At 36.1% G+C, this 19,429-nt stretch carries 18 protein-coding genes; 15 read left to right on the top strand and 3 right to left on the bottom strand.

The annotated features are described in order from the left end of the window. Positions 1–14 precede the first annotated feature (14 nt). Both BM086_RS03785 and BM086_RS03780 read left to right on the top strand, forming a co-directional pair. On the top strand, positions 15–569 hold the full coding sequence (locus BM086_RS03785) for a GtrA family protein (protein ID WP_092323699.1): 555 nt from the start codon (positions 15–17) through the stop codon (positions 567–569). A 273-nt stretch (positions 570–842) separates the two neighbouring features. Then, complete coding sequence (locus BM086_RS03780; RefSeq protein WP_092323696.1) at positions 843–2,696, top strand: AAA family ATPase; 1,854 nt, start codon at positions 843–845, stop codon at positions 2,694–2,696. A 165-nt stretch (positions 2,697–2,861) separates the two neighbouring features. Here BM086_RS03780 and BM086_RS03775 read toward each other — a convergent pair whose 3' ends face one another. After that, on the bottom strand, positions 2,862–3,197 hold the full coding sequence (locus tag BM086_RS03775) for a helix-turn-helix domain-containing protein (RefSeq protein ID WP_242952119.1): 336 nt from the start codon (positions 3,195–3,197) through the stop codon (positions 2,862–2,864). Positions 3,198–3,585: 388 nt separating this feature from the next. Here BM086_RS03775 and BM086_RS03770 point away from each other — a divergent pair, with 388 nt between their 5' ends. The 12 genes from BM086_RS03770 (at position 3,586) to BM086_RS03715 (ending at position 15,981) form a co-directional block, all read left to right on the top strand. Continuing rightward, on the top strand, positions 3,586–3,864 hold the full coding sequence (locus tag BM086_RS03770; RefSeq protein WP_092323693.1) for a DUF4176 domain-containing protein: 279 nt from the start codon (positions 3,586–3,588) through the stop codon (positions 3,862–3,864). Between the two features lie 124 nt (positions 3,865–3,988). Next, a complete protein-coding gene (gene essC, locus BM086_RS03765) occupies positions 3,989–9,040 on the top strand; it encodes a type VII secretion protein EssC (RefSeq protein WP_092323690.1) in 5,052 nt (1,683 codons plus the stop codon). 9 nt (positions 9,041–9,049) lie between these two features. Then, entirely contained in the window at positions 9,050–9,298 is a 249-nt protein-coding gene (locus BM086_RS03760) for a hypothetical protein (RefSeq protein ID WP_092323687.1), read from the top strand. Between the two features lie 41 nt (positions 9,299–9,339). Further along, entirely contained in the window at positions 9,340–9,642 is a 303-nt protein-coding gene (locus BM086_RS03755) for a WXG100 family type VII secretion target (RefSeq protein ID WP_092323684.1), read from the top strand. Positions 9,643–9,654: 12 nt separating this feature from the next. Beyond that, a complete protein-coding gene (locus BM086_RS03750) occupies positions 9,655–9,981 on the top strand; it encodes a hypothetical protein (RefSeq protein ID WP_092323681.1) in 327 nt (108 codons plus the stop codon). 11 nt (positions 9,982–9,992) lie between these two features. Then, positions 9,993–10,301 (top strand): WXG100 family type VII secretion target, encoded by a 309-nt coding sequence (locus BM086_RS03745; protein ID WP_092323678.1) that lies wholly within the window; start codon positions 9,993–9,995, stop codon positions 10,299–10,301. A gap of 66 nt (positions 10,302–10,367) precedes the next feature. Then, on the top strand, positions 10,368–10,661 hold the full coding sequence (locus tag BM086_RS03740; protein ID WP_175560086.1) for a WXG100 family type VII secretion target: 294 nt from the start codon (positions 10,368–10,370) through the stop codon (positions 10,659–10,661). 95 nt (positions 10,662–10,756) lie between these two features. After that, complete coding sequence (locus BM086_RS03735) at positions 10,757–11,086, top strand: WXG100 family type VII secretion target (protein ID WP_092323672.1); 330 nt, start codon at positions 10,757–10,759, stop codon at positions 11,084–11,086. Between the two features lie 166 nt (positions 11,087–11,252). Beyond that, the gene (locus BM086_RS03730) at positions 11,253–12,794 is read left to right on the top strand and encodes an FHA domain-containing protein (protein WP_092323669.1); all 1,542 of its coding nucleotides are present in this window, start codon (positions 11,253–11,255) and stop codon (positions 12,792–12,794) included. Next, a complete protein-coding gene (locus tag BM086_RS03725) occupies positions 12,775–13,542 on the top strand; it encodes a PP2C family protein-serine/threonine phosphatase (protein ID WP_092323666.1) in 768 nt (255 codons plus the stop codon). Before BM086_RS03730 ends, BM086_RS03725 begins: the two co-directional genes overlap by 20 nt. 3 nt (positions 13,543–13,545) lie before the next feature. Continuing rightward, positions 13,546–14,718, top strand: coding sequence for a hypothetical protein (locus BM086_RS03720; RefSeq protein WP_092323663.1), 1,173 nt, complete (start codon positions 13,546–13,548; stop codon positions 14,716–14,718). Between the two features lie 147 nt (positions 14,719–14,865). Beyond that, complete coding sequence (locus BM086_RS03715) at positions 14,866–15,981, top strand: hypothetical protein (protein WP_092323660.1); 1,116 nt, start codon at positions 14,866–14,868, stop codon at positions 15,979–15,981. A gap of 112 nt (positions 15,982–16,093) precedes the next feature. On the opposite strand, the gene BM086_RS03710 is transcribed toward BM086_RS03715, so the two are convergent. Together BM086_RS03710 and BM086_RS03705 are read right to left on the bottom strand one after the other, a co-directional pair. Then, entirely contained in the window at positions 16,094–16,435 is a 342-nt protein-coding gene (locus tag BM086_RS03710; RefSeq protein ID WP_092323657.1) for a hypothetical protein, read from the bottom strand. A 12-nt stretch (positions 16,436–16,447) separates the two neighbouring features. Further along, positions 16,448–17,374 carry a hypothetical protein gene (locus BM086_RS03705; RefSeq protein WP_092323654.1) on the bottom strand — a complete coding sequence of 309 codons (927 nt, stop codon included), beginning with the start codon at positions 17,372–17,374 and terminating at the stop codon, positions 16,448–16,450. Positions 17,375–17,721: 347 nt separating this feature from the next. Here BM086_RS03705 and BM086_RS03700 point away from each other — a divergent pair, with 347 nt between their 5' ends. Continuing rightward, positions 17,722–19,416, top strand: a complete 1,695-nt coding sequence (locus tag BM086_RS03700) for a tetratricopeptide repeat protein (protein WP_092323651.1) — start codon at positions 17,722–17,724, stop codon at positions 19,414–19,416. Positions 19,417–19,429: the final 13 nt, after the last annotated feature.

The following is a 19,429-nucleotide window of genomic DNA, read 5'->3' as shown; positions in this document are numbered from 1 at the left end:
AGGGATGAAGTTTTATGAAATTTTGGAACGATTTTGTGGAAAAACACCCTGCTGTGGCAAAGTGGGTAAGAGAGGGAGGATTATTTGTAATAGTAAGTAATCTTATTACAGTATTTAAGTATCTTCTCTTAACATTCCTGCCTGCGGCATTTGCATTTTTGGGTGACAGATCATTTGGATGGCCGGGAATTCCTCTTACTATTGCCGGAGAAACTTTCCAGTGGAATATCCTTGGCTATGACCAGGCACATGGCGGACTTGCATATTTTACAGCTTACATGATTGCTATGATAATTGGTGAGTGCATTAACTTCCCAATTCAGAAGCTGTTTGTATTCCGCAATCACGATAAGCCCGGTAAGCAGATTGCATGGTATATTCTAGCATTTATTGTTATCACCTGCATCGTAAACTCAATTAACTGTATCTGGGTAGCAGTAGCAGGCAAGTTCGTACCGGCTTTTGTTTACAATATTGGAACAACTGTGCTTAACGGCGGTGTAAGTATGGTGGTATTCTTCTTCGTTAACAAGATTATTTTCCCTGAAAGCGAAGCAAAGAAGGATTAATTGAGCAGTAAAGAATTATGAGAATTGAGAGAGCCCAGCCTGGAATATAAGGCTGGGCTCGAATTGTTGTATAAGGCATCTATTATAGAGAGTTTTGTAGAATTAGTATTTGGGGGATAAAAGCAACCCTGTTATCAACTGCGTAGTTGATAACAGGGTTGCTTTTTGCTATATTGATTTTATAGGAAATTGTTCTGCATTACATATGAAATAAAAACGCTTCGAAATGGATACGCACACGTGCGACATTCTTTCTTGTATAGAGGAATACTTATGATAGATGATGAGTTTAGCAGGATAGTAAATGAGCTGGAGGCCCTTCCTAAGGGGAATATTACATACAAGGTTATTCGCGGCAAAAAAAGAATGTATTTGCAATGGTATGAAAATAGTAAGAAACAGAGTAAGTATATAAGAGCTAAGGATGAAATTGAAGTTCTTACAAAGGTAAAAAAGAGAAATGAACTTAGAGACCGGCTTAAGGAACTGATTGAACTGGAAAGCAGGTTTGCTGATGTAGAGCATGGAAATCAAGCTATTGTTATGGAAGATGCGCCTAAGTATGTGATAAATACGAAGGATGAAAAAGATTATAAGACTAATGTGGTTCTAGGCAAACAACTTGTGGAAATGTGTTCTTCTGTGAGAGAATATGAAGCCAGAGAGTGCCTTTGTGGAATAAAGAAGTTTTTATCTTTAAAATCAGATGGCAGAATATGCCTGCTTTATGGACTTCGCCGAACCGGAAAAACAACCCTGATTTTTCAGGCAATATCTGAGCTGCCGATAGATGAAACTGCATATATAAAAATTCTTCCATCAAATGATATGGCGATGCTCAATAAGGATTTAAAGAGACTATATGAAAATGGGATTAGATTTGTATTTATTGACGAAGTAACTTTGATGAGTGACTTTGTGGATACAGCATCGTTATTGTCTGATGTCTACGGGATAATGGGCATGAAAATAGTGTTGTCTGGTACAGATTCACTTGGCTTTGCGCTTACTATGGATGAAGAACTGTATGATAGGGCGTATATGATTCATACTACTTTTATTCCGTTTAGGGAATACAGCCGGTTATTAAATATATCTGATATTGATCAGTATATTTGTTATGGTGGAACATTAAAGGCCGGAGAAAATGATTTCGATGATCTGCAGTTACGTGATGAAGGCCTTTCTTTCAGGGATGATGAGTCTACAAGAAGATATATCGATACTGCAATTGTACGAAATATTCAACATAGTCTTAAGTGCTATAAAAACGGTGGACACTTTAGGAATCTACTAAATCTTTATGAGGCAGGAGAACTAACAAGTGCAATTAACCGTATAATTGAAGATATGAACCATAGATTTTTAGTTTCAGTCTTAACTAAAGATTTTGTTTCACATGACCTTGGGAGCGCAAGACAGCTTTCAAGAAAAAAAGCAGCTATTGAAGGAACAACTGATGTTCTTGAGGATATTGATGTAAAACAGATTACTGAACGACTTGTGGATATTTTGGATATTCGAAATAAAGATGAAGCTAAAGTTGAAATAACAGATGCTCATCTTAGTGAGATTAAAGAGTATTTGTTTATTTTGGATCTGATAGTCGATTGCCCAAGCGAAACGATATCTTCTGCTGAAAAGATTGAAAATATAATTTTTTCACAGCCGGGAATGAGATATTGTCAGGCTCAAGCTCTTGTTTATTCTATTATGAAAGATAAAAACTTTAGCCAGTATTCCGGTAAAATAAAGCATCAGGCGTGTGAGAGGATACTAGAAGAAGTACGCGGAAGGATGCTTGAGGAGATGATTCTTTTAGAAACCAATATAGTTCTAACAAAAGGAAAAAGAGCTTTTAAACTATTATTTCCTATTGGCGAATTTGATATGGTTGTGGCAGATGAGAAGAATTGTACCTGTGAGATCTATGAGATAAAACACAGCAGCGAAATTGTTTCCAGCCAGTATAAACATCTGGTCAATTCCTCTATGTGCGAACAGACAGAGTTCAAATACGGTGAGATAAAATCAAAAAATGTGTTATATAATGGTGAGTCAACTGTGGTTGATGGGATAAACTACATGAATATCAAGGATTACTTATGTGGGATTGGTAAGGCTTAATATATCTTAAAGCCAGTTGGATATTAGTGAGAAATATAAATAGTTGAAAATATGAAAGCAGCTCTATTGTCAATGCGTTGTTGATAATGAGGTGCTTTTGTTTTTGCAGATGTATAGTACATCAATATTAGCGAATAGATTTCTATAGGAAATGTATTTTCTGATTTAAGGTTCATTAAAAGATTTTTTTATGGATTGAACCGCATTGTACATAACCTTCTGTTCTAAAAGTGAAGATGATGCCATGATATTTTCTATATCTTTACAATATTCATGTATGCTTTCGGTATCACGAAGAAGCTGATCGGTGCTTACTTCCAATATTTGGGCTAAAGCAATGAAAACGGGCAGACTTAGTTTTGTGGAGGCAGTTTCAATATGACTCATGTGTGTTATGGAAATATCAACTTTTTCGGCAAGTGACTCTTGAGACATGCCTTTGAGTTTTCTATAGTAGCGTATTCTTTTTCCAATACTAATGTAGTCGATTTCGATGCCCATTATATCCTCCAATGAGTATATTACATAAATTGTATGGGCATTCAAAGAATAATTACATAAAGTAAAAGAACAATATACTGCCTACTTAGTTAAAAAAGTTGCAGATGCATAAGATTATTGTAAGACTGAGAGCTTATAACTTTTTATGGGAAAAATAAGATTTTTGAAATTTTTGTAGTATATTCTTTTAATGCTTATTTAATTAAAGGTTTATATAACTACATAAGCAATAATTTATAATAGAAGTGTAGTTGCTTTATAGATAAATGATAAATGACAATCATAAGAATTAAAGCACCGAGGAGAGTATTTGATCAGGAATAGAATGGTATTGGATGAAAACAGGTCATTTGCACTATTTTAGCAAAGTCTAGAAAGGAATAAACTAATGCAAAACAATATCAATGATTTATTACCAATCGGTTCAGTGGTTCTTCTCAAAGAAGGAACTAAAAAAGCAATGGTATTCGGAGTTAAACAGGTGGATAAGGCATCAGAGACAGAGTTTGACTACATAGGTGTAGTTTATCCTGAGGGAAATCTAGGAGACGGATCACAGTTTTTCTTTAATCATGATGCAATAGAAGAAGTGTTTTTCAGGGGATATGAAGATGATGAAAGAAAAGTTTTTGTAGAAAAAATAAAAGAGTATTATGACAAACTCTGACGAAAAGTATTATACAGTGTGTTGCAAAATCTAAGCTAAAAGCGCACTAAATACCAAATAACTACAGAGCAGAACATTAACTTTTTCCTCTATTAACAATGGTTTCTATAATACAGGAGAGTTTATGAGCACAATTATCACTGTTTACAGCCATAATGCGTTCAAGGGATTTCTTTTACCTGCCATAAATGATGCAGATTATTCGATTTTATTGGTAGAGAGTCTTTTTAATATTCCACAAAACATTGAACTTAAATTGGAAATCAGTGATAATAGATGGTTTTTTGCACCATCGGATGATTATGATATTGAGCTGCTCACAGGCAATGGCGACTGTTATTTGCAGTCTTTAGATGAGTTCGTTCAATTTGGAAATAATGAATTTAGGCTTTTGCAAGATAAAAAACATATCCTGTCTTTGAGCATTAATATAAGTGATGACTATTTCTCTGTATATGAAAAATATGATTTGCAAGATGTAACAAGTGAGATTACAATCGGCCGAAACGAATCAAGTACCATATGTTTTGGAATGTATGGAAAGCAGTTGGTTTCATCTTGCCATGCAAAAATTTATCAAAGTGGAGAAAGCTTTGTTTTTCAAGATAATGAAAGCGCCAATGGAAGCTTTTTGAATAACAAACGTGTAAAAGGTTCAGAGAATCTTAAATTTGGAGATTGCATTGATATATTTGGACTTAGGATTGTTTTTCTTGGTGATGCTATAGCAATCAATGTTTCGGAATGTGGAGCTGTAGTTGATGAAAGAATACTTAAAAAGATAATAATAGAATCAGCACCGCTCCAGAAAGTAAATCGAAAAAGCCTGACAACTGTTTTTCACAGGTCTCCTCGAAGATTAACTAGAATTGAGGATGATACCGTAAAGATTGATGATCCTCCGACTCCTAAAGATGAGGTGCGAAACAGAGGTGTGTTGGCAGCTATTGGTTCGGCTATGGTTATGGCGCTGCCAATGCTTCTTGGCTGTGCATTTATGATATATGCATCCCAGGTTTCGGGGATGAGTCGTGGCCTTTTTATGTACATAGGCCTTGTGACTAGCGTGTCATCAGCGACAATAGGTGCAATACGTGGAATAGTCGGCATACGTAAAGCGGTCCGGGAATATAAGGAATATGAAGAAAAGAGAAATAAGAAGTATGGCGAATATCTAAAAAAGCAGGAAAACATAATAAAAGAAAAATATGAGAAAAATACAAATTCTTTAAGGGACAGATATGTTTCGGCAAAAGAGTGCTGCAGTTATAATGCTTCAAATATGCTTTTGTGGTGCAGAAATGCTACACAGAGTGATTTTCTCACACATAGGTTAGGAATAGGTGATTTACCGTTTCAGGTGGAAATTGAAATTCCGGAGCAGAAATTTACAATGTCTGAGAATTCTCTTACGGAGATTCCAGCCAATTTGAAAAAGAGTTATTCAATGCTTCATGATGTTCCAATCTGCGTTGATCTTTTTAAAGAGAAATTGGTTGGAGTTATTGGTGGCCGCAGGATGGAAGGCGGAATTACAGTTGTCAGAAATCTGATAGCGCAGATTGCAGCCAATAATTCATATACGGATGTGAAAATTGTTTTTATCTATGATGAAAAGAAAAGTGTTATCGGCAGAGAATGGGATTTTGTCAAATGGCTACCTCATGTTTGGAATGAGACAAAGACATTTAGATATGTTGCAAATGGAAAAGAGTCAGCAAGTGAAGTTTTTTACGAATTAAATAGAATTCTTAGACAACGAATTGATGACTCTTCATCAAGAAATTGTGAGGGAGTTGTACCCAAGCCTTATTACGTTGTGGTATTGGCTTCTCACGAACTTATGGAGGGAGAAATAATATCTAAATATGTGCTTAGCCCTAGTCCTGAATATGGCATTTCATGTATATATATGGCTCAGCGATATGAGGATTTGCCAAATCAATGTGAGTATATTATTGAGAATGATGAGAATTATAGTGGTTGCTATAGAACTACAGATGACTACGAGGACAGAATCAAGACAGAATTTGATGAGGTTGACGTATCAGAAATATCTGCATTTGCTGAGAAAATAGCAAATGTAGAAGTACAGGAAATAGAGGTTGGAGGAGATGTTCCGGTATCTATAAGTTTCTTTGAAATGTATGGCGCGAAGAGACTAGAGGATTTTGATATCGAGAACAGATGGAAAAAGAACAGGACATACGAATCCATGAAGGCGCTTGTTGGACAGAAAGCTGGAGGAGTTCCGTGCTTTCTTGATATCCATGAAAAGTACCATGGACCGCATGGCTTGGTTGCGGGAACAACAGGTTCCGGAAAATCAGAAACGTTGCAGACATATATGCTCTCGTTGGCAATTAATTTTAGTCCTGACGATGTGAGCTTTTTTGTCATCGATTATAAGGGTGGTGGAATGGCGAATCTTTTTATTGATTTGCCACATATGGTCGGACAGATTTCGAATCTTTCCGGAAATCAGATACAAAGAGCACTTATGTCTATTCAAAGTGAAAAAGATAGAAGAGAAGCGCTTTTTGCAAGCTTTGGAGTAAAGGATATCAGAGATTACACCAAGGTATACAAGAATAATGAGGCAACGGTGCCATTGCCGCATCTGATCATTGTTATAGATGAATTTGCGGAAATGAAAAAAGAAGAACCAGAGTTTATTCAAGAGATAGTGAGTATTTCACGAGTTGGTCGAAGCCTTGGAATTCATTTGATCATGGCCACGCAGAAACCAGCTGGAAGTGTCAGTGATGATATATGGTCTAACTCTAGGTTTAAACTATGTCTTCGTGTTCAGAGCAAGCAGGATTCAATGGATATGCTTCATAAGCCTGATGCAGCGTATCTTACACAGTCAGGTAGATGCTACTTGCAAGTTGGAAATGATGAATTGTACGAATTATTTCAGTCAGGCTTTTCGGGCGCAACCTATTATGATGATGAGGCAGATGTCAATACAGGCGTTGCAACTATGCTTGAAATTAATGGAATACCTTCGCTTGAGGGCAATCATGCAAGAAGTGTCAGACAGAAAGAAAAAAAGAAACTTTGGCTTGAACAGCTTGAAAATGCAATACAACCAATTGTAGGCGAAGATAGCAGTAGGCTTGCAAATCTTTCAAGAATAGAAAAAGGACAGATTGCAGAGAAAGTCATTAGTAACCTGATTTCAAAAGGAATTGATTATTCAAATACAGATAACAATAGAGAAAATCTGATTACTCTTCTAGAGGAGATAGGTATATATGGCTATGATTCGGAAGCAATATTAAAAGCAGAGAGTGAGTTTACTAATGCAAAAAAGAAGCTTCCACAGCAACCTGAACATACGCAATTAGAGGCAGTTGTCAGATATATTGATTATCTTGCTAAGAAAAATGGATTTAATCATGATTTTAGTCTGTTTTTGCCTTTACTTCCAAGTGTTGTTTATCTTTCCCAGCTGCCAAAGGGTCCAGGATTTGATACTGAGGAACTGTTTAACGGTATTTCCTGGCAAGAACATGGTAATAGCTCAAGACTGGAAATATGTATGGGATTGTATGATGATCCAGAAAATCAGAGGCAGGATGCATTTGTTCTTGATATAGCAAAGATGGGAAACATTATTCTTTTAGGTGCTCCAACATCTGGAAAGAGTACGTTCCTGCAAACCTTTGTTTTTGGAATGATGATGAAGTATTCGCCTGCAGAAGTAAACTTCTATATTCTTGAATTTAGCGCTCGAAAGTTTTCTGTTTTTGAAAGTGCACCGCATATAGGTGGAATTGTAAAAGAAAATGATGGAAATGAGCGTATAGAGAAATTGTTTTCGCTCATGTTGCGTATTCTGAATGAGAGAAAGGAAGTACTTGGAGATATTGGTTTTGTGCAATACTGTGAGGCTCATGGACAAGGTAAGATTCCGGCCATAGTTTTGGTTATTGATAATTATGCTTCTTTCCTGAATAAGACAGGGGATGCTTATATTCATGTAATACAAAAACTTGTAAAAGAAGGAGCAGGTTGTGGAATATTTATGCTTGTGTCTGCTACTGGAATAGGGAGCGGAGAAATTTCCAACAGTGTAGCTCAGAACTTTAGAATGCCAATATGCCTGGAATTAAATAATGTATACGATTATAGCAATTATTTGCGCGTTCCAAGGGTGAGGATAAATCCAGAATCGGGAGTTAAGGGGCGTGGTCTTGGAAAAGTAGGAGACCGAATTTTAGAATTTCAGACAGCTATTATGCTTGAAGCAGATAACGAAAATGACATGAATCAGAAAGCTTCAAAAATTGCGAAAGATATGTTGGATGTCTGGGAGAAAAGTGGAAATGACAGTGCAAGGAAAATTCCTGAGATTCCAGCAGAACCGGAATGGAATAGCTTTATTGATAGCCCTGAAGTCAGAACCATGTTTGAAACGGATAATCTTTTGCCGGTTGGCTATGAAACAAGGTTTGCAGAAAGCTATGGCATAGATCTGAGCAAGCTATATGTTTATCTTATAACAGGAGGAAAGAAAAAAGGAAAGACCAATGCACTTAAAATTCTTACATGTTCAGCGATTGTTAAAGGTGGAAATGCCGTGATCGTAGATTTTGATAAACATCTTAAAGGCTTTGCTGACAATGTGGGAGCAAAATGCATACAAAGCGAGGTGGAATGGGCATCATTTATTAGTAATCTGTTAAAGAATGATCTTGTTACAAGAAATGCAGATAAAGCTGAACTGATGAAAGGAAATGCCCAAGACAGCGAAATATTCAAGTTTATGCAGAAATATAGGAAGATATTTATCTTTATTGAGAATCTGCCGTTGTTTGTTGAGAGGATGCAAAGACCAACAGAAGAGAATGTTCCAGCAAATGTGATGTTGAATATGGAGATGGTAATAGAAAGAGGAGCTCTTCACAATATTTATTGGTTTGCTACGGTGGATAAGGATAATCTTGGTACTGTTACGGCGATTAATCTTTACAAGCTTTTTGTCAGAGATAGAAAAGGAATGCATTTGGGCGGCATGGTCCATTCTACATCAGTTGCAAACATGAATTTTGACAATCATGATAGAAAAACGCTTGATGCTCCGAAAGCGCCAGGCAGAGCGATGCTTCCGCTCGATAATGAAGAATCGGTAAAAGAAGTTGTAATTCCGCTATACAAAGGACGGTAGGAGGTATCTATGGTTTTAGTTGATGTATTTGTTCCGTCTGTGGATAAAACATACAATTTTAGCTTGAACGAAAAAGTAATCATAGAGGATGTGATTTCTGAGATTGTAGAAATGATCGAACAGAAAGAAAAATGCAATCTTTTGGGCGATAAAAAGGATATGCATTTGTATTCAACCAGAAATTCATCTATGCTTCCGGGGAAAAATACTTTAATTGATTGTTTTGTTACAAGTGGGACAAGGTTGGTGCTAGTTTGATGTAAGAGGCATCTTTTCATTATTTAGAGAGGAGTGATGGAATGGCAGAAAGAATGGCTAATAATCTTGAATCCTTTAATGGTGATATAGATGAGTACAGGGTTCATCTTCAACAACTAACAGATCATTTTAATGAGATGATCACACATATGAGTGAACTCAATAGTATGTGGGAAGGTGAAGCTCATAACGATTTTCTTTCAACTTTTGAAGTTGATAAGAGTAAAACTTTTGCGATGTTGGATGATTTTAAGAAGGTTTTGTCTGAATTGGAATTTGCTCATACTGAATATTCGCAGTGTGAAAACAATATTTCAAATATGATAGAAGAAATGTCGGTTTAACAGGAGGCAGTTATGGCGATTGAGATAACGCTTAATGTGAGCACTGATAGGTTGAAAGTGCAAAAAGGCTATATTGACACAGATATTAACAATATGAGAAATGATATAATGCAGCTGACTAACAAGATAAACGATACTTCAGGTTATTGGAATGGTGAAGCAGGCAACAAGCAAAGGGCGGATTATACAGATAAGCTTGGAAAAATCACTTCAATGCTTGACAGGCTAGGTACATACCCAGATCGTATCATGACTATGGCAGGAATATATGATGCAGGTGAAGAAATGGCAGAGACTATATCTTCAATGTTGAGTCCGGATGCCCAATTATTTGGTTAGGGGGATAGCTTATGATAGTGACAAAAACTGAATGGCAGATAAAAATGGATTTTAAAAAGGCCATGGCTGCAGTGAATAATCTTAGAAAGATAGCTAACAAATTGGACGATAATAATGATGATTTTGGAGGCGTAATTAACTTAATAGATAACAATTGGGATGGAGAAAATTCGGAGAAATTTATAGGAAAGGGAAGAACAATTCAAGGGAAAATTAGTGAAACGTCAGCGGGAATCAGGAAAACTGCTGATGCTATAGAAGATATTGCCAAAAGACTAAGAGATGCGGAGCTTAATGCTATCAGGATAGCAAGAGATTAGTTTTTTGATGAATTTGCAACTATAAATTGTATGTAATCAATATCAGAGTACAAGGAGGAAATGCAAATGGCAGAAATTTATGTTAAGAGCAGTAATGATATTCAGGAGGTGATCAATAATTTGCGAAGGTTGAACACAGAGTTTCGCAATAAAGCTAATGATATCAATACGGAGCAGACAAATCTCACAACTAAATGGAGAGGTGACGCCAGCACTTCATTCCAGGAGAATTTTAGGAAAGAGTATCCGAATTTTGAAAGCTTTGCTACTACAATTGATGAGTATGTAGAAGGACTTACGCAGATTCTTGACGAATATAATAGAACAGAGGATATGAATAAGCAGATAGCAAGTAATTAAGCGTATGTTCTGCAAAAATAGAATAAAAAGTTTATTAGCAGTGTTGTCTGAAGTAGGTTTTTGCGATTTTTCGTAGGGAACATGGAGGAATTATTATGATATTAACAGAATTATCTATAACTGATGTTAATGATTTGAAGACTGAAGCTAATAACTTCGATCAGCATGCAAATGAAATCAAAAAGATTACTGATCAGATGCTGGAGCTTGTTGATTCCACAATCAGTTGCTGGAGAGGAACTGCTCAGAGTAAGTATAGTAATCAGTTTAAAGGGCTTACAGATGATATGAAAGTAATCTACGATATGTGCCATGAGTATTACACTGATCTTGTAGAAATTGCTAAGAATTATGAGACGGCAGAAAGTGATAATGAAGCCAGAGCAAATAGCCTGAAGGCAGATGTTAATCTTGTACAGGGATAATAATTGAAAAATACAAAAAGACAGCGTCCTTGCTGTAGGGTTTTGATTCTTTTATGAGAAGTATTATAAAAGTTCAAGACAATACCGTTGGCGCTGTCTTTTGTGCAAATTTATAAGACAACGGTATAGCATTTACGAATACTATTTTTGTGATTGGTGAATAGAAATGGAAAGAAAACTATTAAAGCAAATACAAAGTTTAACGACAATGCTTGTAATTATTCTTTTTCTTACAGGCTATAGTTTAACAGTTTTTTCAGAATCTCCAATTAAGTTGATGACTGCCTTAACGTATGAAGGAAAGGTTAAGGTTTATCTTCGTGATGCAGCTATAAACCAGGTTGTTTCATATCAGATTGGAAATGAGATTACTGAAGAAATACTTGGTTATCTTGTAGCAGATGATGCTTATGATATACGTACGCTTATTATGGTGGATAATTCTTTTTCTATTCCTAAGAATTATAGGAGCCTTGTTAAGGATGAAGTAAAGGCTATCATAGACGCGCATGGACCTAACGAGAAGTTTAGGCTGGCAACTTTCGATGAAAATATAGTGTATTTATCTGATCAGTATTCCAATGATTATACTTCGCTTAAAAATGTGGTGGATTCAATTGAGAATAAAGATCAGGAAACATATCTTACTGATGTACTTTATTCAGTTATTGATGAGTTAAATGGTGAGAAATACCAGGGGTACACAAGGATTATTATTTTTTCAGATGGTGTGGATAATAAGCCTATAGGAGTTACCAGAGAAGAGTTAAATAAAAAAATAGAAGAATCCCAATATCCGATTTATACAATTGGAATCAAAACAGGAAAAAATGATTCAGAACTTGAAAATATGTTTGCTATTTCAAGGCTTGCGTCCTGTGAATATTTTATGCTTGAAGAATCGGAAACTGGGATTATTACAGAAACTACCGCAAAGGATGCGGATATGACTGTATATGAGATCACTATTCCTGAGGAGGCGAAGATTGGCGGAAAACAGAACAGTAAGCTGACTTTTACTGATGGAACAGAAATTATTTTTGCTGTGGATACACCATTTAGATCAAAAACTGAACCTGAGCCTGTGCCTGATCCGGAGCCGGAACCAAAACCTGAACCTCAACCGCAGGAAAGTGAACCAGTTGAGATTGTCGAAGAAGAAAAATCAAATTCGATTTTGACATTGGGTTTAATTGCATTTGTGGTCATAGCGATAATAATTGTAGCTGCGATAATTATCATTATTTTTAGAAAGAAGAGAAGGCCAGAAGTCATATCGGAGTCGGACAATCTTCAGCCTGAACAGCAATATGATAGGACAGAAATAATGTCAAATGAATCTAAGCATGTCAGAGATGGGACTGTATTGATGACACCGGAAGGAACTGATGATGAGGTGAAAAAGTATAGATTTACTTTGACGGATGCAGCAGATTCCTCAAGATCTTTTAGGTGTGAACTTATAAATGAGATCAAAGTTGGACGACAAGCTGATAATGATATAGTTCTTAGCGATGATACGGCTGTCCATGGGCATCATGCTAAGGTTATTGTTGAAGATGGAACTTTTTATATTACAGATTTAAAGGATGTTAAAAATCATTCTTCTGTGAACGGAGTTGCATTAAAACCCGGAATTCGTCAGCTGATTGTTACAAATTCCAAGATTACGATAGGGAGACATACCTATGTGGTTTCTATCTCTTAATAAGAACAAAGAAATAGGGATTATTTATTCAGCATACTCAGACAAAGGGAGAAGAGATGGGGAAAACCAGGATGCTTACTTTGTATTCAGAAGCGAGAATTTCTCATTATTCTGCATTGCAGATGGCATGGGAGGGCATTCTAAAGGAGAGGTGGCATCAGGTGAAATAACAAAGGCGATAGAAAAATGGCTTAAAGGCTTATATGAAAAGAAAATGCTGTTGTCACAGATGATTTTTGATGAATTTGAAAAAGTTGTAGATAGTATAAATTTAAAAATCTACAAAGAATATAACCAAGCTTCAATTTGTGGTGCGACAATAGTAGCTCTTTTAATCAAGAATGGGGAGTATTGTGTTATTTCAGCAGGAGACAGCAGGGCTTACAAAGTTGAAAAAGGAAAAATAATACAGATTACCAGAGATGATGTATGGATTAATGAATCAGGGGATGAGCGCTTCAACGCCGATAACGGCAAATTGACAAAAGCGGTCGGAATTGCAGAAAGCTTAATATGTAACCGTGTTACAGGCAGTATTGATAATGGAACAGTTTTTTTCTTATGCACAGATGGGGTGTATAAAGTTATTGCAGAAAAAGAACTGAACAAAATAGTCAGAACGACAAGAAAAAGTAAACATGATGCACAAATGGATGCAGTATTAGAGATGATAAAGCAGAATGTTCTATGCAAGGGCGCTCCAGATAATAATACAGGCATCTTGGTGAAATGTATTTATGGAGGCTGACAGATGAGCAGATATTCAGTTAATACGGATGAACTAATAAGTGCAGCTGATAAATGTGATGAAATCAAGCAAGAAATGAATGACCTTCTTGGACAAATAAGGACAATACAGAATAATCTAAGCAGCGATATTAAAAGGTATGGAGGTGTAAATGCTGCTTTAGACAATTGTTGTTCCAATATCAATAAATGTTGGAATAAAGTTGATCGGTATGGCATACACGGCAGATTCATAGCAAATAAGTATATGATAGCCGAAGAGAGTGTTATTAGAAATATATCTAAGGGCAAATTTGAACAAGGCTTTCAAAATGGACAAAATGATAAGGGTAATTGGTTGCAGAATTGGATTTCTGACTTGATTAAAACTCTGCCTACAATCATGGGAAAAATATTTCCAAGGATTGGAACTATTATAGGACTCCCAGGATGGATAACTAATTTTGATGAAATCTTGGCTGGTATTGGAAAAGGAATTATTGCTAGTGGAGCAAGAACAACGGGGTGGAGTTCGATACTTGGAGATATGTGGGAGTTGGTAACAGGAGAAAATTCAGATGGTGGTAATGAAAGAAATAATTCAGATTCCTCGTTAATGCAAGATTCTAAAAAAGAAGATGAAAAAATAGAAAATGATTATGAAACAGATGAACAGTTTAATAAAAGGATAGAGGATGAGTTAAGGGAGCGATATAGCCGACTAAAAGATGGAAATGGAGGAAAATCATTTAAAGGAAAATGCAGTTCCTTTACATATAGACAATTGAAAGATCGAGGAATTATTGATAATGAGCCGGGAGTGCCTCTAGGTAAAGATTACTATGATGTATATAGTAAAATGACTGAAACATCTACTGGATATAGTGTTGAAGCCATAGGTGGAAAAAATGCACTTTCTGAATTGATTGAAAATCATAATGGAGAGAATCTAAGTAATATAGTGGTTTCTTTTAATAAAGATGGAAAGATATTTAATAGTGATGCTGGACATGTGCTTATGATTTCTGAAATTCGTGACGGATATATTTATTTTATGGACAGTAGCGATACATATTGGGGGGCATTGTCGGGAAATGCAGCAAAGAAAGAAGGGGAGATGATAAAGCTTACACTGGAAGAGTTTTATAAAACATTCCCTAAGAATGCTATAAATGGAGTAGTGTGTTTTTCAAAGTGATTAAATAAGAAATGGGAAAAATACAAGGATATGTAATGGTATCTCATTAATCGATAATATGATTACGATTAATTAAAAATGCATGATAAAAGATTATTATCGATTTCTGAATCGGTGTTGGAAAGTGGCGTTAATGGAGGCATATGGATGAGCAGATATTCTGTTGATACGAATGCTTTAAGAAATGCAGATAATAAGTATTTAAACATTAGTATGAATATGAAAGCTCTTGCTAAGGAGATAAATGCTATCAAAGATAATCTTAGCAGTGACATAAAAAGATATGAAGGGGTTGATACAGCGTTACGTAACTGTAGTAATAATGTTGCAACATGTAGATACAAAGTAGATAATTATGGTGCAAGCTGTGGCGTTGTTGCCAGTTTGTACTCTGAGGCAGAGAATAATGTTATTAACAATATATCAAAGGGCAAATTTGAACAAGGCTTTCAAAATGGACAAAATGATAATGGTAATTGGTTGCAGAATTGGATTTCTGACTTGATTAAAACTCTGCCTACAATCATGGGAAAAATATTTCCATGGATTGGAACTATTATAGGACTCCCAGGATGGATAACTGATTTTGATGAAATCTTGGCTGGTATTGGAAAAGGAATTATTGCTAGTGGAGCAAGAACAACGGGGTGGAGTTCGATACTTGGAGATATGTGGAATCCGATAACAGGAGGATCAGATAGCGGCAGTGGGGATGAAACAAATCCACCAGATCGACCGGAAGAGCCAGAAGGTGAACGGGGAGATGATAATAATACATCCGAAGACCTTGAACTGAAAAAAAAGTTAGATGAACTTTTTGCCACAAACGAAGGGAAAAGCTTTCCAAATGAATATCATAGTTGTTGGGGATGTTGTGCGTTTACGAAGTATATCTGGTATGAAATGTATGGTTATCACAGAACTAGCGCGGATATTTGTGCTGAATGCAAAATATATGATTCAGAAGATATTATGAATAATATTCATGTTGGAGATTGTATAAAACTAGTAGATGGGGAACAAGAACATTGGTTTATAGTTGCTGGATGGGATGAGAATGGAATTACTGTATATCAATCAACGGGTATTGATAATGGAAATATTGTCGAAAAAAAGACATATCCTTGGAGTGGTGGAAATTCCCAAAATTCTAGTATTTCTAATTTTTTTAATGGGGATAATAATACCGGAGCTGAAAAGAGCAACAATGGAAAAATTTATATTCATCATGCAAAAAATTACACCAAAGGTGCTACTAAATGAAAGAATGAGAAAAAGTAATGAGTACAGCCTAAGCTTTTTGGGATAATGCCTATGGTTAAATGTGCAATTCAATATAGCGGGCATCAGATTTTCCTGGCGCCCTCTTAAAAAATCAAGAGCGATTTAGTACGGCTAGGATCTCATCTAAAGAACAATCACATAATTTAGCAATTTCATCAGGAGTCATGCCGTTTTTTGACATGGAAGAAATGATGCGAGCTTTATAGCGTTCTTCACCACGTTCTTCGCCAATTGCAATGCCTTCAGATAAGGCTTCCTCTTTGATAACCTTCATATGCCCAGCTTCATTGTATTCATATAAACTATACATGGTGACCACCTTTCTCTCGCGAATCAAGAAGTCTTTTAGTATATTGTCATCAGTACAATAATCTTTGAAATGTTTTTGCTTAAGGTATATTTTAATATAGAGGGCATCAGATTTACCTGGCACCCTCTTAAAAAATCAAGAGCGATTTAGTACGGCTAGAACCTCATCTAAAGAACAATCACATAATTTAGCAATTTTATCAGGAGTTTCGCCATTCTTTGCCATGGAAGTAATGATACGGGAACGTTCTGCAGAAATGCCGTTCTTTTTGCCAATGGTTTTACCATGTTCAACGCCTTCAGAGAAGGCTTCTTCCTTGAGAACTTTCATATGTCCAGCTTTATTGTATTCATATAAACTATACATGGTGACCGCCTTTCTCTCGCGAATCAAGAAGTCTTTAAGTATATCGTTTGCGATGCAATAATCAATGGCCTTTGAAACAGCTCTGGTTAGTGTATATGTTTCAGAGTATTCACGAACCTTGGAAACAAAGATAGAATATTCATTAAGCTTTTTGCAGCTATGCATCAAAGAGGTGTTCATTCCTTGATTAATGTTGAAGACTTTAACTGTAAGTTCAAGCTCAGGGGGCGTGGATTTATCCTCATACATATCAGAAAGGATATATCTTTTTGTTTCGGGCATTTCATCCGTACCATTGTAGAATACTACAAAATGAGGTGCAGGTATCTTCAATAGTGATTTCCCATATATTCTATCTTCATCGATTAGCTGTAAATATAGATTACTGACATAAAATAAGCATCTTAGTGGGATGTTAGGACATATAGTTGATTGATGTTCGTAAATATTCAGGTGCGTATCAATAATGAATGAAAGATCATTATGCATCCCCATAAAAATAGCGTTGTCTAAAGTGTTGATAATAAGGGCATCCGGATCGTTATATTGTGAACCATTAAGAGCGTTGTAGAGATCTAAAAGAGCCTTCTTATCATTTTTGAACAAGAGCCTGAATACGGTATCCTTATATTTCCTGTTAGCCCAAGGCCATCTGATTTTCTTAAAAATATACTGTTTTTTGATTTTAATTCCCAATTATTTGTTCCTTTCTGCATTAATGCAGAAAAGACACCAAAGGTATTAACCACATTAATACTAACATATTTTTTATTATTTGTTTGGGAAATGTGAAAGCTGAAGGCAATCACATTCTGGTGGTTGAAAACCGACTTTGCAAGCTTACATCATTTTTAAAGATTTTGCAAGACATTCTTTTAATGCTTATTTAATTAAAGTTTTAGATAACTATATAGGCATTAATTTTATAATAAACGTATGGAGGATTGTATTTACAAAGAACATTTTTTGAGACCTATTAAAGGTTATAGTGCTGCTATTATTGGCAACTTGCTTTTTTGCTGCTTTACATGGAGGTGCTTATTATGAGTTTTAACATGGATGTTTTAAAATTCAGGAAAATAGCGTTGTTAGCCATTCCGACTGTGACGTTGCCAGCTATGATAGCTATAGGCATTATTGGTTATCAGTCTAGTCCGGAGCGGAAAGCCGAGAAAGTATTGGCTGCCGGTGAAACCTATCTTAGTGAGCTTGATTATGAGCAGGCGTATGCCTATTTTGCACAAGCCCTCGAGTTGGATCCTGATAATGAAGAAATCAAAGCGGCTATTACTGCTCATCTTAATGAAATAGTAGAAAATGCAAACAAAGCAGAATCTAAAGAAGAGTATGAGAAGTATCTTGCTCAGATCGAAGCAGCGCTTGTTTATTCGGATGCATTTGATTCAGGAGTGGTTGATGCCATTAGGGAGGAAAAGAGTGAAGTTGAGAGTAGCATTGCTACATATGAGACAAATAGCAGTGAGAATTTGACTTCTAACAATGGGAATTCAGAAAACGATGATGAAGATTCAAAACCAGATCAAGATCCCCCTATAATAAAAAATGATATAAGCGTTTATTTGGATAAGCTGTTAGAACTTGCCAAAGAGAATAATTGGGATGAAATTGCCAAACTCATGAGTTCAGATGAATTCAAACGGATTTTGGATAATGATAGTGATGCTCTTAAGATGGAGATTGGTGATGGTAGATACTTGGTCATCGGAAATTCAGAGGGTGAACAATACGTCTTTGTAGGAAATGATGAGGAGAAAGATAGCTCTGGAATATGCATAACTTCAAGTAAAAAAGGCGATGGTTCGTATGATATATATGAAGCAAAGCTGGTTGATTTTGCGCATGTCCAAGAGAAAGAAGAGGCTGAAGATGCTGAAAAAGGTAAAGTTGTTGCAACAGCCAAGTTGGTAAAGGAGAAAGAAATAACTGAGGAAAAAGAAATTGATGAGACTCTTGTCAAAGAGACTGCTGAAGCAACTGCAAAGAAAGACAGTAAGTCTGATTTGGAGAAATGGGAGGAATTTCAAAAAGCATTAAAACAGAGCAATGAAGAGGAAGAAGAGAAAAATAAATCGCAAAATAGTGGAACTCATGTAGCTAATTCTGCTAAAGAAGATGTGCCACAGACGACTCATAGTAACGAGCCAGCTTCAACGCCAACATCTGCTCCAACACCTGCACCAACGTCTGAGCTGGAAGTAGTGATACTTTTGTGCAAATGTGGCTGTGGCTGTCTTGCTAGTAATTGTGGCTGTGGTTGCAATAGTGGTAAAGAATGTGATTGTCCTTTTCTTCCGGAGGAAAAAGGAGATGGAGGAAATACAAATAATGGGGTAGAAAATAACGGGGGAAACGCCGGTGATGGAGGAGAAAATAGCGGAGAAAACACAAATAATGGGGGAGAAAATAACGGGGGAAACGCCGGTGATGGAGGAGAAAATAGCGGAGGAAACACAAATAATGGGGGAGAAAATAGCGGAGGAAACACCGGTAATGGAGAAGAAAATAGCGGAGGGAATACAAATAATGGGGGAGATAATAACGGGGGAAACACCGGTAATGGAGAAGAAAATAGCGGAGGGAATACAAATAATGGGGGAGATAATAACGGAGAAAACACTGGTGATGGAGGAGAAACAGATGAAAATAACGGAGAAGAGGAAGAAACAGATGGGATTGAAGAATATGAATATGGTGATGAGGAGGAAAAACTTTATTAGTAACATTTATTTT

It is taken from the genome of Butyrivibrio sp. YAB3001, assembly GCF_900112195.1.
In the GTDB taxonomy this organism is placed as follows: Bacteria; Bacillota; Clostridia; order Lachnospirales; family Lachnospiraceae; genus Butyrivibrio.
Note: the sequence above shows the minus strand (reverse complement) of the source record. Positions and strands in the feature narration are given on the sequence as shown.

Coding starts and splice junctions, on each gene's coding strand:
- BM086_RS03720 (WP_092323663.1), top strand. CDS start 13,546: ATGAGCAGATATTCAGTTAATACGGATGAACTAATAAGTGCAGCTGAT.
- BM086_RS03700 (WP_092323651.1), top strand. CDS start 17,722: ATGAGTTTTAACATGGATGTTTTAAAATTCAGGAAAATAGCGTTGTTA.
- BM086_RS03715 (WP_092323660.1), top strand. CDS start 14,866: ATGAGCAGATATTCTGTTGATACGAATGCTTTAAGAAATGCAGATAAT.
- BM086_RS03740 (WP_175560086.1), top strand. CDS start 10,368: ATGGCAGAAATTTATGTTAAGAGCAGTAATGATATTCAGGAGGTGATC.
- BM086_RS03785 (WP_092323699.1), top strand. CDS start 15: ATGAAATTTTGGAACGATTTTGTGGAAAAACACCCTGCTGTGGCAAAG.
- BM086_RS03725 (WP_092323666.1), top strand. CDS start 12,775: ATGTGGTTTCTATCTCTTAATAAGAACAAAGAAATAGGGATTATTTAT.
- BM086_RS03750 (WP_092323681.1), top strand. CDS start 9,655: ATGGCGATTGAGATAACGCTTAATGTGAGCACTGATAGGTTGAAAGTG.
- BM086_RS03755 (WP_092323684.1), top strand. CDS start 9,340: ATGGCAGAAAGAATGGCTAATAATCTTGAATCCTTTAATGGTGATATA.
- BM086_RS03780 (WP_092323696.1), top strand. CDS start 843: ATGATAGATGATGAGTTTAGCAGGATAGTAAATGAGCTGGAGGCCCTT.
- BM086_RS03735 (WP_092323672.1), top strand. CDS start 10,757: ATGATATTAACAGAATTATCTATAACTGATGTTAATGATTTGAAGACT.
- BM086_RS03730 (WP_092323669.1), top strand. CDS start 11,253: ATGGAAAGAAAACTATTAAAGCAAATACAAAGTTTAACGACAATGCTT.
- BM086_RS03770 (WP_092323693.1), top strand. CDS start 3,586: ATGCAAAACAATATCAATGATTTATTACCAATCGGTTCAGTGGTTCTT.
- BM086_RS03775 (WP_242952119.1), bottom strand. CDS start 3,197: ATGGGCATCGAAATCGACTACATTAGTATTGGAAAAAGAATACGCTAC.
- BM086_RS03760 (WP_092323687.1), top strand. CDS start 9,050: ATGGTTTTAGTTGATGTATTTGTTCCGTCTGTGGATAAAACATACAAT.
- essC (WP_092323690.1), top strand. CDS start 3,989: ATGAGCACAATTATCACTGTTTACAGCCATAATGCGTTCAAGGGATTT.
- BM086_RS03745 (WP_092323678.1), top strand. CDS start 9,993: ATGATAGTGACAAAAACTGAATGGCAGATAAAAATGGATTTTAAAAAG.